The organism is Virgibacillus ndiopensis (genome assembly GCF_900187325.1).
In the GTDB taxonomy this organism is placed as follows: Bacteria; Bacillota; Bacilli; order Bacillales; family Amphibacillaceae; genus Virgibacillus_E; species Virgibacillus_E ndiopensis.
Genome location: NZ_FZMZ01000006.1, coordinates 1,006,884 through 1,021,174, shown reverse-complemented (window position 1 = coordinate 1,021,174; position 14,291 = coordinate 1,006,884). Strand labels below are relative to the sequence as shown.

The 14,291-nt window shown below is 36.2% G+C and carries 10 protein-coding genes; 2 read left to right on the top strand and 8 right to left on the bottom strand.

Annotated features, from left to right (window positions below; translation table 11 throughout):
- Positions 1-72: 72 nt before the first annotated feature.
- From argH to CS937_RS17295, 5 genes are all read right to left on the bottom strand, one after another.
- Positions 73-1,479: an argininosuccinate lyase gene (gene argH / locus CS937_RS17315; RefSeq protein ID WP_099159718.1), complete on the bottom strand. Its 1,407-nt coding sequence runs from the start codon at positions 1,477-1,479 to the stop codon at positions 73-75.
- A gap of 27 nt (positions 1,480-1,506) precedes the next feature.
- Positions 1,507-3,192: an ABC transporter permease gene (locus CS937_RS17310; protein ID WP_099159717.1), complete on the bottom strand. Its 1,686-nt coding sequence runs from the start codon at positions 3,190-3,192 to the stop codon at positions 1,507-1,509.
- A gap of 7 nt (positions 3,193-3,199) precedes the next feature.
- Positions 3,200-4,297, bottom strand: coding sequence for an ABC transporter ATP-binding protein (locus tag CS937_RS17305; RefSeq protein WP_099159716.1), 1,098 nt, complete (start codon positions 4,295-4,297; stop codon positions 3,200-3,202).
- Positions 4,298-4,400: 103 nt separating this feature from the next.
- Positions 4,401-5,516: an extracellular solute-binding protein gene (locus CS937_RS17300; RefSeq protein ID WP_245835784.1), complete on the bottom strand. Its 1,116-nt coding sequence runs from the start codon at positions 5,514-5,516 to the stop codon at positions 4,401-4,403.
- 15 nt (positions 5,517-5,531) lie between these two features.
- A complete protein-coding gene (locus CS937_RS17295) occupies positions 5,532-6,695 on the bottom strand; it encodes an ROK family transcriptional regulator (RefSeq protein ID WP_099159715.1) in 1,164 nt (387 codons plus the stop codon).
- A gap of 378 nt (positions 6,696-7,073) precedes the next feature.
- Here CS937_RS17295 and CS937_RS19920 point away from each other — a divergent pair, with 378 nt between their 5' ends.
- Together CS937_RS19920 and CS937_RS17290 are read left to right on the top strand one after the other, a co-directional pair.
- Positions 7,074-7,499: a PIG-L family deacetylase gene (locus CS937_RS19920; RefSeq protein ID WP_342748228.1), complete on the top strand. Its 426-nt coding sequence runs from the start codon at positions 7,074-7,076 to the stop codon at positions 7,497-7,499.
- 66 nt (positions 7,500-7,565) lie between these two features.
- Entirely contained in the window at positions 7,566-9,575 is a 2,010-nt protein-coding gene (locus CS937_RS17290) for a COG1470 family protein (RefSeq protein ID WP_342748227.1), read from the top strand.
- 285 nt (positions 9,576-9,860) lie between these two features.
- Here CS937_RS17290 and CS937_RS17285 read toward each other — a convergent pair whose 3' ends face one another.
- From CS937_RS17285 to CS937_RS17275, 3 genes are all read right to left on the bottom strand, one after another.
- A complete protein-coding gene (locus tag CS937_RS17285) occupies positions 9,861-11,147 on the bottom strand; it encodes a M20 family metallo-hydrolase (protein ID WP_099159714.1) in 1,287 nt (428 codons plus the stop codon).
- Positions 11,148-11,165: 18 nt separating this feature from the next.
- Complete coding sequence (locus CS937_RS17280; RefSeq protein ID WP_099159713.1) at positions 11,166-12,680, bottom strand: AbgT family transporter; 1,515 nt, start codon at positions 12,678-12,680, stop codon at positions 11,166-11,168.
- A 117-nt stretch (positions 12,681-12,797) separates the two neighbouring features.
- Entirely contained in the window at positions 12,798-14,237 is a 1,440-nt protein-coding gene (locus CS937_RS17275) for a M20 family metallopeptidase (protein WP_099159712.1), read from the bottom strand.
- Positions 14,238-14,291: the final 54 nt, after the last annotated feature.

Here is a 14,291-nt window from a genome sequence, read left to right as displayed (position 1 = left end):
ATAAAAGTGGGATGAAATTTGAATAAACACTTTTAAAACTGGCTCATTTATCCTAATAAATTGTTTCTGAATTTAATGAGATATTTTTCTTTTATCTATCATTTTCTTAACTACTTCAAAATTTGGACCTCCAGTAACATTACGTCTTTCAACAAAGCAAACAGGGTCTATAATGCCTTGCCAGTCTTTCTCAGTTAATTCTACATCTTTTAGTAATTCATTAACATGATGTAAAGGAATTTCGTATAGTTCCTCACCTTTATTATTCGTATCTTCTGCAATTAAACTTGCCTTATGATGGGCATTTCGAAAAGGTACCCCATAATCTCGAGCAAGTACATCTGCAAGTTCTGTTACTGTAATCATATTTTCCCTAGCTTGTTGGTGCGCTCTTTCCTTATTAAAATCCATCGTTACTATTACGGCTCTCATTAAACGTAAAACACGTAATCCTTTTTGGTAGCCATGATAAAGATGAGGTTGTAAATCGTCTTCAGTATCATTGATGTCACCGTATGGAGTATTGTGAATCATATGAACAACCGCTAAACCCTCTGCTGCTGCACTACTAGCTATTGCACGTGAATGTTCAATTGAAACAGGATTTCTCTTTTGCGGCATAATACTACTTATTTGTACATAAGCATCCGATACGCGTAACAAACCAACTTCCTTTGAAGACATCCGCAAAAATTCTTGAATCCATCGTCCCATGTTGGTCATTAAACTTACTAAAGCTTGTGCAGACTCAATTAAATAATCACTTGTGCCTATAGCATCATACGAATTTTCTACTATACCATCAAATCCGAGAAGTTCAACCATCCGTTCACGACTAATCGGAAAGCCACTTGTTGTAATAGCTGCAGCCCCCATTGGGGATTGGTTAACCGTTTTGTATGCTCGCTCTAACCGCCCTATGTCTCGCTTCAAATTGTCATAAATTGCAACAAGATAATGGCCAAATGTTGTCGGTTGTGCGGGCTGTGTATGTGTATGGGCAGGCATAATGGACTCAATATGTTGTTCTGCTTGATAAAGAATTGCTTTACTAAGTTCCATGGCCTCACCTGCAGCCTTTTGAATGTACTCCCGAATCACAATTCGATACATAGCTTCACCCATGTCATTTCGGCTCTTCGCTATATGCATTTTCCCTGCAAGTTCTTCCCCAATTCTATCACCAATTTGCGATTCTACTAGGAAAAATAAATCCTCATATTCAGCGGAGTATTCAAGTTGTTTTTGATCAAGCTTTTCTACTTGCTCAATCCCTTTATAAATTTTTTTAGCTTCGTCTTGAGTAAGTATTTTTTGTTCCATAAGCATGGTAGTATGTGCTTTATGAATCATAAACATTGCATCAAATAAATGTTCTTTTTGATCATAAAACACAGGTTTTAATAATGATTCAACAAATGTTTTTCCTGGAAAATCCACACCTTCAATTGCCTCGAATTCTTCCTTCAACATACTCATCAAAAAAGCACCCCAATATAATGTAGTCTATAATGTGTTTTCAGCTTTGACACCAAAAAACTTATATGATGCATACATAACAATTGCTATTAGACCGACTTGAATCATACCGTAAGCAGCCGCTTGACCAATATTAAACATACGTAATTGGTTCATAATTTCAATTGAAATTGGCCGGTTACCTATTGTATAAAGCAAGACAGAAGTAGGAAATTCCCCAACAGCCTGGACAAACGCTAGCAACGTCCCACTCAATACACCTGGCATAATAATTGGTATAACTACTCGCCTAAAGGTATAAAACCATTTAGCCCCCAAATTTTGGGCTGCTTCTTCGATGGAATCATCCATTTGTTCTAATACTGCTGTTGTAGACCGAACGACAAGCGGTATAAATCGTACAAAATATGCTAGTGGCAATATCCAAAACGTCCCAACTAAAACGTTACCAAACGAAAATGGAGATGATTCATTAAAGGCTAAAATTAAGTTCATACCTACAACAGTAGCTGGCAATGCCCATGGAATCATTACTAAAATATCCAATAAATTTTTCCCAATAAAACTACGCTTTACAAGTGCATAGGAAGTAATAATTCCAAATATAAATACACCAATACACGCTAAGAAGGCCATAATTAAACTATTTCTTACAGGATCCCAAATATTAGGATCTTCAAATAACAATATAAAGTTTTCTAAGCTAAAATTAGTTGGATAAGTCTGCCATGTCCATGCACCCTCAGGAACAAGTGAAAGGATCAACAATGTTACGTGTGGTAGTAATAAAACAATCATTGCAACAATACCTAAGGTCACCATCGTCCATTTTAATACTGGATTGTTTACCTCACTACGGTGTGCCCCAATCCCTTTACTTGCCATTCGATAATCTTTTCTTCCTTGATACCAGCGCATAAATAATAGAAAAGATATTGAAACAACTGACAGAATAACCGACTGTGTTGCGGCCATTTCTAAATCTCCGTTAATTTTTGAGAAATAGACTTGCAAGCTTAATACACGATATCCCCCTGCAAGTAAAAACGGTGCGCTAAATGATGCCATCGACACCATAAATACTAATAACGCTGCAGCTACTAAACCGGGTGTCAATAATGGAAAAGTGACTTTCCAAAAAACTTTAAATTTACTTGAGCCTAAGTTGTAAGCTGCTTCTTCTAATGATGGATCAATATTATTTAATGCCGATGATGTTGTCATATAGAAATATGGATACATCGTATAGGCATGTACAAGTAAAATACCGGTAACTCCACCAATACTGAACGGAACTTCGGAAAGATTAAACAAATCTCTGATAAAGTTTGGAACCAGTCCAGCTTCGCCATATAAGAACATAAATGCCATAACCCCAACAAGTGACGGGAGAACAATTGGCATTATTGCGATATTCGAAAAAAATTGACGCCCAGGAAAGTTATATCGATTAAAGATATATGCTAATGGAACACCAATTAAAGCACTAAAAAATACGGATAACAGCGAAATATATACTGAATTCCATAAAGCCTCGAGATTTGCCTCTGCTTTAGGTCCAAAGAAATCCGTATAATTTTGTATGGAAAAAATTCCGTTCTTTTTAAAGCTCTCAAATAAAGTTTCAATCGATGGATATAAAACATATGCAACTAATACTAAGACAACTGGAATTAATAGAAGGAATGTTTTTCTTTTTTCCGCATTTAACATCTGATAATCACTCCTTCGCCTTTGGGATCACACGAATTTGATCTTCAGGTAACTGAAAATAAACCACTGTTCCCTCTTTAAAATATGTACTAGGTCCTTGGTTTAAAGTTGTTGTCCTAATCGTAATACCATCATTTACCGTTACATAAGTATGAACAGAAGCACCTGTAAATTGAACAAGTGAAACTTTCCCTGTAAATATATTGTTTCCATCTAGCTTATTTAGATCTAATCGAACTGCCTCAGGTCTGATTGACATGATTAGTTCATCTGTATCATTATAGGTAGCGATATTGGTTTCTGTGTCGTTAACATAAATAGGACCACTTAAATCTTTAGATTGAAAAACGAATTGCTTCTCATTTTTTTTTTCAAAAGTTATTGGTAATAGATTTGTTTCACCAATGAATTCTGCCACAAAGTCATTAACTGGTTTATTATAAATTTCAATTGGCGTCCCTACCTGTTGACATTCACCAAAATTAAATACGGCTATCCGATCACTCATGGTTAGTGCTTCCACTTGATCGTGTGTTACATAAATTGTTGTAATACCATATTCACGCTGTAACCGTAAGATTTCCGTTCTCATCTCATCTCTTAATCTAGCATCCAAGTTACTCAACGGTTCGTCTAAAAGTAAAATATCTGGTTCAATAACCAATGCGCGTGCTAATGCTACACGCTGTTGCTGGCCGCCACTCAGCTGACTTACTTGACGTTCAATATAATTCTCTAAACGTACCTTTTTCAGAACATCCTGTACCCTTTTTTTAATCTCACTTTTACTAATTTTCCTTACCTTTAAGCCAAAGGCCACATTTTCAAAAACAGTCATGTGTGGAAACAGAGCATAGTTTTGAAAAACCATACTTGTGTTCCGTTTTTCTGGTGATACGGTGGTCATATCTTTCTCATTGAATTTAACTTTTCCTGTTGTTGGGTAGTAAAATCCAGCAATCATTCTAAGAGTTGTTGTTTTTCCACATCCACTTGGACCTAAAAAAGTAAAAAACTCACCTTCTTCAATTAATAAATCCAAACCTTTGACTGCCGTTACACTACCGAACTTTTTTGTAATTGTTGATAAATTCACTGTTGACATAAAACAACAACCCCTTTTGTCTTAGAAAAACGTAAGCAATCGCCAAGTACTAATGGCGAAAGCTTTCGTTTTTTCTGGAGATTTCACTTAAATCTATTAAACGCTATTCTTCACTTTTATCCTTTTCAGTGTTCTTAATTTCAGTGTCCCAATACTCCATCCATTTTGGTGATTTCTCTTGGAATACAGACCAATCAATTTCCATAGGTTTTATTTCAGTTTTTGTAATCCATTCTGGAAGATCCTCTACGTCTTCACGAGTTGGAATACGATAATATTTTTCAGCCAATAATTTAGCGGCTTCTTTTGTATTTACAAATTCATAAAAAGCTTCTGCAGCTTTTGGATGTGGCGCATCTTTAACTATTGCAATACCCTCAGTTAAAACCGGTGTACCACTTTCAGGAATGACATAATCAAACGGATACCCTTTTTCTTTAGCTAACATAACCGTATCCGGCATGTTCCATACGGATAAAGAACCAACACCTTTAGCAACTTGGTTATACATAATTTCTGGATTTGCAGCGTACTCTTTTGTATTTTCATCAAGCTTTTGTAACCACTTATATCCTTCCTCAGGGCTTTGTGTATCCTTATAAGTACGATAAATCATTGCTGAATAAATGGTACGCATTGTTCCTGAAGCTAAGGGATATCGAATGATAATCTCATCTTTCCATTTCGGATCAAGTAAGTCATCCCAATCTTTTGGTGCCTCTTCAGCTGAAATTTCTTTTGTATTATATAAAATTACTTCTGGAGTTATCGAAGTACCTGTCCACATCCAATCTTCGTCATGATACATTTCATCTAGTGCATCTGCATAGGATGGCTTATATTCAGCGAGTAATCCTTCTTCCTTAGCTTGATCAAAGTTTACTTGCGGAGCGCCCCACCATACATCAGCTTGTGTGTTATTCTTTTCGGAACGAACACGGTCTAAAATTTCTTGAGAACCCATATCCAAGAATTGCATGTCAATGTCATATTCAGCTTCGAATTGCTTTTCAAACTCACTTAAAATATCTTTTCCATGTGGTGAATACACAACTACAGTATCTTCAAATTCCTCTCCACTTTTTGAACTGTCCTTTTCATTGGGAGTTCCTTCGCCACTAGATTCTTCATCCCCTCCAGCCATACATCCAGCTAAGACAAGGCCAATTGCAACAATTAATAAAAATGAAAATAGCCAATTCATCTTAAGATTTCCCACTAAAATTACCCCTCTCTAAATGTCAAAAATAGTATCAAACTCTTTTAAAAATAATGCTACTGCCCCTACAACTCCTGCCTCTTTACCAAAAGTTGTTTGTACTACTTCGCATCTCTTAGGTGTGAATCGCTCAATGATGTCCTTAATCTTTTCATCTATAACACTATACGATTCGCTCACACCACCTCCTAAAATAATCAATTCTGGGTCAAATAGTGAAACATAGTTTGCAATACCAAGTGCTAAATTTTCTATTGCAAAATTAATAACTTCTACTGCCTCTTGGTTATTTTCCTTGTATAACTTAAACACCTCTTTTGCAGAAACCTCCTTCCCTATTCGTTCTGATAATTGTTTCCCAATTGATGAACCACTAGCAACACTTTCTAGAAAACCGTAACCATCATATACAGGATGATAGCGTTTTGCATAAACTCTATCCGTTACCATATATCCGATTTCGCCAGCACTGTAATTACTACCCCTATATAATTCACCATTAATGATAATGCCACTACCGATTCCAGTACCTATGGCTATATAGATTAGATTATTCTTTTGCTGCCCCTTCCCTCTCCAATGTTCTCCTAGAACGCTAATATTTACATCATTATCAATGTAAATAGGAAAATCAAATAGTTTATGCATTTTCTCACGTATAGGAAAACGCTTCCATTTCAAGGCTGGTGCTTCGTATACAATTCCTTCTTCTACATTTATAACACCTGGTACCCCCACTCCCATACCAAGAATCCTTGAGTCATCAATATCTAACTCCCCTTTCATTGAATCTACATTTCTATATATTTCTGTGAAAATATCCCTTTCCAAGTTTTCTTGGGTAGGGAAGTTACGGTAAGTAATAATATTACCATTTAAATCTGTTATTCCTATTGCTACCTTAGTCCCCCCAATATCAACGCCTAGTATATATGCCTTTTTGGGGTTAAACTTTAGGTTAATGGGCTTCCTTCCTCCACCTGTTGAAGATTCACCAGATCCAGTTTCATAAATCCACTGATCCTTTAACAATTGATCAACAATTGTGGATACGGTAGGTTTACTTAATGACAGTTTCTTAGAAATGGAAGCCCGTGAAATCGACTCCTCCTCTATAATACACTTCAAAATTAACTTGCTATTCATTTGCTTTATGTAAGCTGAATTTCCTTTATGCATTCCACATGCCCCTTATTACATCATCATTCGATTAATTTAGTTAGTAAAGTTTACTTACTATTCCGATGTTAAATATATTTTATATGAAAGCCTTATCATTTGTAAAGGCATAATTTTTAAAAAATACCATTTCTTCTGAATTGTTATCTTTATTCGCAAATAGTTTCTTATTCGTAGTTAATACACTACTTTCTTACTATGTATTTTCTTAATAAATAGATCTTTCTTAATATTTACATTATTAATGTACATGTTATCTTTTAAATGTAAGAAGTAATATCTAGTTAGTTAGTAACCTTTACTAACTAACGCAAATTAAAAGTGAAGGAGGTTTCGTTTTCTACTAACCAACCATAAAAATGAAAGGGGTTTCCAAAAATGAAGAAATTTTTCTACTTAATGTTGTCCGTGTTATTGATTACGTTACTCCCACTTCCAGGACAAGGACAAGCTAAAGAAAATAACGAACCAGATGTTGCACTTTGGAATGCAATTAAACCACTCGACACCACTGTTACCTTCTTAAATACTGGTGCGCATCCAGACGATGAACGTAGTGATTTATTAGCTTATTTATCACGGGGATTAGGAGTTAAAACCGCCAGCTTAATCGCAAATCGAGGAGAAGGTGGACAAAACGAAATTGGAAATGAATTAGGAAATGCACTTGGTATCATTCGTTCAAACGAAATGATTGAAGCAGCAAAAATTACTGGTGTAAAAGCACATCATTTGAGTAAAACGACATCTGATCCCATATACGATTTTGGTTTTTCAAAATCCCCTGAGGAAACACTTGAATAATGGGGCGAAGAGGTAACGTACAAGCGTTTAATTAAATTCATCAGAACATATCAACCAGATATTGTAATGCCCTCCTTCCGTAATGTTGAAAGTCAACATGGACACCATAGAGCAATCACCATTTTAACTAAGCAAGCATTTGAGGATGCAGCGAACCCTACTGTATTCCCAGAACAGTTGGAAAATGGACTATCCGTATGGCAGATTAAGAAACTCTATTTGACTGCTGATGAAGAAAACGCTACAACTTCAATCGAGATTGGTGATTACGACCCGATCTATGGTATGACATATCCACAGCTAGGCGAAAAATCCAGATATTTGCATAAGAGTCAGGGGATGGGTAATGATATTCCAGCTGAACCAAGACAATTTCAACTTGAATTAATTAATTCAATTGAAACAGCTAATAATCCCGAACTATTTGCTGGAGTACCTTATGACTTTAGTGAGTGGGCGGATAATGTTTCGAATAAAGCTCTTCAAGTACAGTTAAAGCGACTACAACAAGACCTAGAACAAATAATTGAATTATATCCCAATCGTGAAGCTATTTTACCAGCATCACAACAGGCATTAAAGAATGTACAACGAATCGTTAAAAAGATTGAAGAGACACAAATGGATGCATCTATTAAAAATGACTTACTTCACAAACTTGAACTTAAAGAGGAACAATTAAATCAATTAAGTTTTGTTTCATCAAGCCTTAATGTCAAAACATCCATTGACTCCCAGGTGTTAACCCAAGGCGAAAAAACAAAAGTAACAATGACAATTTCAAATGAAAGTAACACGAAAATAAAAAACATTAATGCATCCTTACTCACCCCTGAAAATTGGGAATTTAATCAAGTAAATCAAATTAAGCATTTAAAACCAAACGAATCAAAAACAATTACATTTAACTTTAATGTACCGGATAATGCAGAATATTATCATTCATATGAGGAACCAATATTACAAGGATATATCAGCTTTAAGGAAAAAGGAATGTTAGCTTCTTCAATTGTTAAATTTGACAATACTATAGCTGTCTTACCGGACCTAAGTGTTAAGCCAAATCCAGAAAATATCATGATAAATACAGCTGATATTAAAAATGAAGAACCGGTAACTATTAAAGTCAAAAACTACATTAATGGTAATAAAGATGCAACTGTTTTATTAAAACTTCCAGAGGGCTGGACTAGTGAACCAGAGCAAGAAAATATTTCATTTACGAAAAGATTTGAGGAAAAAGAAGTAACCTTTAAGGTAAATCCTCCTAACAATATAGAAAAAGGCAATTTTTCTATTGAAGCAATAGCAAAAACTGATGGAGAAAAGTTTAACACAACTGTACAGGAAATTAAGTATGACCATATTAAAGATTCCTATTATCAATACCCATCCGCCATCAATGGAGTGGCATTTCAATTGTTAAAGCCAGATAACTTAAAAATTGGGTATATTGAAAGTGGATTTGATAAAGTTGCAGACCACTTAATCAATGCTGGATTCAATATTAACAAACTGACAGAAGCTGATCTATCTTCAGGAGATTTATCTCAATTCGATACAATTATTACTGGAATTAGAGCAAACTTGTCACGAGAAGATTTGGTACAAAACAATGATAGATTACTAAAATATGTAGAAAACGGTGGACATCTTGTTGTTCAATACCACAAACCATGGGATAATTGGAACATTGAGCAGACTCCACCATATCAATTAGAAATTGGTCAACCTTCCATTGAGTGGCGTGTAACAGATGAGAATGCAGAAGTTACCATGACACAACCAGACCATAAATTATTTAACTACCCAAATAAGATCACCAATAAGGACTGGGATAATTGGGCACAAGAACGTGGTCTTTACTTCCCAATGAATTGGGATGATAGATATGAAACTTTTGTAAGTATGGCAGATCCTAATGAAGAACCTTTTACTGGTGGAATATTATTAGCGGAATATGGGGAGGGAACTTATATCTACTCAAGCCTTGTATTCTATCGCCAAATTGAAAACCAAGTACCAGGTGGTTATAGGATATTTACAAATTTAATTAGTTACGGAGCAACACAATAGAATAATTATCACTATGCATAATGTATATTTAAGTGTCTAATATTTCCATTAGAGGTAGCATAAATTGTAGGTATATACTTCTTTTTCTTATTCAAAACTATTAAATTATCAGTGAGTACACTTGATATATTCGCTTAATTATGTATGTATCGGAATCAGTAGGAATATCACTACATTAGAGATGTTAAACAAGTTCTAGAAATTTACTCCTAAAATGGCATTAGCTGTATTTTAGTTTCATTAGAAATCAAGTAATAGGGAGAGGGGAAGTCTCCCTCTCCCTATTCACATACCTTTCCCCAACCTCTTAACCGAATCAAACAAAACCTCTACTGCTGGCAATAACGTATTTTCATCAATATCAAACTTCTCATTATGATGTCCTGCGGCTAATTCTGTACCGAAAACACAATAGGTTGCTTGACCCCCAAGTTGTTTAACGCGTTCCATAAAATAAGTTGCATCCTCTGAACCAGCTGGATTGTTGGTTTCTAAGATACTTTTTTCAATTGTAGCTGATTGACCCGCGCATTCATGTAAAACTGACGCCAATTGTTTGGATGATTGACTACTTAGCGCTTCCCCTACTGTCTTAACCTTATAATCTACTTGATACATTTGTGCCGCACCTGCAACGATAGATTCCACCTGTTCCTTCACATATTGATTAATGGTAGAATTTTCACCACGTGTTTCAACCTTTAATGTGGCGTGATCAGCAATGATATTCCTTCCAGCACCAGCGTGTAGTTCTCCTACATTAACTCTTGTCGCACCTTCTGAATGTCTGGGAATGGCATAAATATTTAATGCAGCCGATGCAGCAGCCACTAATGCGTTACGCCCTTTTTCGGGATTGCCACCTGCGTGTGAAGCTACTCCGTTAAACGAAATGTCTAACTTAGATGTTGCCAAAAATCCATTATTAGCTGCAACAAAGTGATCATGTGGAATCCCTGTACCAATATGGGTAGCTACGAAATAGTCAACATCATCTACTATATTTGCCTCAACCATTGACTTAGCCCCACGAGTACCTTCCTCTGCTGGCTGGAAAATCAATTTAATCTTACCATTTAAATTGGCCTTTTCCTCCGCAAGTAAAGTTGCCAATCCAAGTCCAATGGCGGTATGAGCATCATGACCACAAGCATGCATGGTAGATGGATTAATTGATCTAAAACCTTCTTTTTTTGGAACATGACTATCCAAATCACATTCATGAATATCGAGCGCATCCATATCAAAGCGATAAGCTATCGTTGGGCCGTCTTTTTTCGTATCTATCGTTGCAACAATTCCTGTATAACCATCAGAGAAGTATTCTATATAGTCCTTATTTGCACCATGTTCTAAAGCCCATTGGTAATGGTTTTTGGTAACAGTGTCATCCGGCTTACCCATACAATGATTTTTAGCCATTACCTCTTGTCCTACTTCTAATTGAAGTCCCAATTGATCGAGAACTGCTGCAACAATGGAAGCGGTTCTCATTTCCAAAAACCCTGTTTCTGGATACTGATGAAAATCCCTTCTCCATTGAATTAATTTTGCTGTCAAATTCTTGTTCATTATTTTATACACTCCCTATTACAAATATGGATCAATTCCAGGACCAAACGGTATTCCAATAAAGAAGAATATCAGTAGTAGAATGATCCATGTAATTAAAAAACAAATCGAATAAGGTATCATTAACGAAATTAACGTCCCAATACCAGCTTTCTTGTCGTATTTTTGCATAAACGACAGAACAATAACCATATACGGCATTAAAGGTGTCACGATATTAGTTGATGAATCAGCAACCCTGTAGGCTACCTGGGTGAATGCAGGGTGATAGCCAAGCTGCATAAACATAGGAACAAAAACAGGTGCCTCAAGTGCCCACTTTGCTGAACCTGATGTAATTAAAAAGTTTAACGAAGCCGTGAAAATTATATAACCGATGATTAACCATATTCCTGTAAAATTAATATCCTTTAGTAAATCGGCTCCATTTACAGCAACCCATGTCCCAATATTTGACCAGCTAAAGTAAGCAATAAATTGAGCAATTGCAAAAATCAATACAATGTAGCCCGACATATCCTTCATTGATTCACCCATATATTTTCCGATGTCTTTACTCGTTTTAATTTTCCCTACAGTCGCACCATAGGTAACCCCAATTGTAATAAAGAAAAATAGAATAATAGGGACAATACCATCTAAGAATGGAGAAGGTACAATTCCTCCTTCTTCGTTTCGTAGTGGACTGTTTGGTAAAAATATGGCAATAGCTATGATTGCTAAATAGATCATACCTGCGATAATAGCATTTCGAAACGCCTTACCTGCCTTAGGATGCTCTTCCTCTAATTCCACCTCAACAGCATCACCTTTGTACTTGCCTAATCTCGGTTCGATAATTTTATTCGTGACAAGCCCACCGACAACCGTCAATATAAATACTGAAACAATATTAAAATACCAGTTATCAACAGGTGTAACGACAATCGAATCATCTATGATTGCTGCAGCTTCAGTCGAGATACCGGCCAAAAGCGCATCTGTTCCAGCGATAAGCAAGTTTGCGGTAAAACCCGCACCAGCTGCTGCATAACCTACAGCTAGACCAGCAAGTGGGTGACGACCGACTTTATAAAAAACCATTGCTGCCAAAGGTGGAATCAAAACCATTGCAGCATCAGAAGCGATGTTCCCCATAATCCCAACGAAAACTACTGTATAGGTGATTAATGCAGGTGGTGATTTTAAAATTGTTTTTTTAATGGCATAATCTAGCAATCCTACTTTTTCAGCTAGACCAATACCTAGCATCATTGCTAAAACTAATCCAAGAGGGGCAAATCCTGTAAAGTTATCGAGCATAGACGTTAAAATATACTTTACTCCCTCACCGGATGCCAAGCTCTTAACCGATAGCTCTTCTCCTGTTCCAGGGTGAATAACCGATGCATTAAATAAACTAAAAATATGGGAGGCAATGATAACAGCAACAGCCAAAGCTGCGAATAACACAAATGGATCTGGAAGTTTATTACCCGCTTTTTCAATGACATTAAGAAACCTTGAAAAAATACCTTTTTTATTATTTTCCATGTTACCCCTCACTTTAGAATAGGATTAGTTGGGCTTGGACCCAATGTGTCGATTAATTATATTTTTCTTCAAAAAATTTATGAATAATTAGATAATTATTTTTTAAAAAATAGCCTTCTATTTGTGCTCTAAAATGGATGGTTTTACATCGTTAGGAATAGGACATGAGTACGGATTTTTGTCCTTAAATGCCTTGAATTCCTGTTGAACTACATCTAAATCTGCTTGATTATTTAATAAATCTACCGCTGTTAAGGACATTGCTTCAGCTGCCCTTAGCATTCCTTTATGCGCATAGCTGCTTATTCCTTGGGTGGTCATTTGCCACGTGTGTAATGGTGTTCCTAAAGCAGATGTCGAGGCCGTTAATTGTGCTGTTGGCACTACCCAGCTTACATCAGATACATCCGTAGACCCAGCAAGTATCTCGTTTGACTCTAGATAAGGGGAAATCGTATCCGATACATATTTCCCTTCAAATTCACTGCCGTCACCACTATAGCCAAAACCTTTCATCAGATCTAAATAGTTCTCTTTCTCACCATCTGTCAATGAGGACCACAGTTTTTCAGCAAATGAAATTTCATCTTGAGAAGGTGGTTCAATTCCAGCTTTTTTTAAGTTCTTATACAACTGTTTTTCTAAACTACGATTTGGAATATAATTGGAACAAGCTTTTTCAAATTGAATGGATAACTCTGTTTCCGTCATCAAAGCTGCACCTTCAGCAATCTTGCAAACACGTTTAAAGATTTCATCGACCTGGTTTACTTTAGGAGCACGGATCAAATATAAAACTTCCGCATCTGATTGAACTACATTAGGGGAAATGCCTCCCGTATTCGTTACCGCATAATGCATGCGTGCTTCAGGGATAACGTGTTCACGCAAATAATTGACACCAATATTCATCAATTCAACAGCATCCAATGCACTCCTACCTAAATGAGGAGAATTTGCTGCATGGGAAGCGACACCTTTAAATTTAAAATAAACCTGATAATTGGCAAGACTAGATAAACTCATAATGCTGTTAGCTGGTGATGGGTGCCATGTTAATGCGGCATCAACGCCTTCAAAAACACCCTCCCTTACCATAAATGTTTTTCCGGACCCACCTTCTTCACCAGGACATCCAAAAAATTTCACTGTACCTGGTAAATCGTTTTCCTCAAGATAATTCTTCGTTGCACATGCTGCTGCAAATGCTCCAGTCCCTAATAAATTATGTCCACAGCCATGTCCAACATTTTTATCCCAGGGTTCATAAGCTGTTTTGTTAGGTACCTGACCTAAACCAGAAAGTGCATCAAACTCACCCAAAAACCCAATTACAGGTGACCCACTGCCATAGGATGCAACAAATGCTGTATCAATATCGGCAACACCACGCTCAACGATAAACCCTTCTTTTTCACACGCTGATGCCAAAAATTGTGAAGAAGCATATTCCTCAAATCTTGTTTCCGGATGATGATATATATAGTCACTAACGTTTTTAAAACGATCCTTATTAGTTTCTAAATAACTTTTTACAAAATTGTTGGTATGTGTCATGCAAACCCTCCGTTGTATTTAGTTTCCCTACAAATAATAACAATTTTCGAAAAT

What these genes read in the sequence shown, in the direction of transcription:
- CS937_RS17305 (WP_099159716.1), bottom strand. Translation starts at nt 4,297, where the DNA reads ATGTCAACAGTGAATTTATCAACAATTACAAAAAAGTTCGGTAGTGTA.
- CS937_RS17275 (WP_099159712.1), bottom strand. Translation starts at nt 14,237, where the DNA reads ATGACACATACCAACAATTTTGTAAAAAGTTATTTAGAAACTAATAAG.
- argH (WP_099159718.1), bottom strand. Translation starts at nt 1,479, where the DNA reads ATGAGTATGTTGAAGGAAGAATTCGAGGCAATTGAAGGTGTGGATTTT.
- CS937_RS17290 (WP_342748227.1), top strand. Translation starts at nt 7,566, where the DNA reads ATGCCCTCCTTCCGTAATGTTGAAAGTCAACATGGACACCATAGAGCA.
- CS937_RS17310 (WP_099159717.1), bottom strand. Translation starts at nt 3,192, where the DNA reads ATGTTAAATGCGGAAAAAAGAAAAACATTCCTTCTATTAATTCCAGTT.
- CS937_RS17280 (WP_099159713.1), bottom strand. Translation starts at nt 12,680, where the DNA reads ATGGAAAATAATAAAAAAGGTATTTTTTCAAGGTTTCTTAATGTCATT.
- CS937_RS17285 (WP_099159714.1), bottom strand. Translation starts at nt 11,147, where the DNA reads ATGAACAAGAATTTGACAGCAAAATTAATTCAATGGAGAAGGGATTTT.
- CS937_RS17295 (WP_099159715.1), bottom strand. Translation starts at nt 6,695, where the DNA reads ATGCATAAAGGAAATTCAGCTTACATAAAGCAAATGAATAGCAAGTTA.
- CS937_RS19920 (WP_342748228.1), top strand. Translation starts at nt 7,074, where the DNA reads ATGAAGAAATTTTTCTACTTAATGTTGTCCGTGTTATTGATTACGTTA.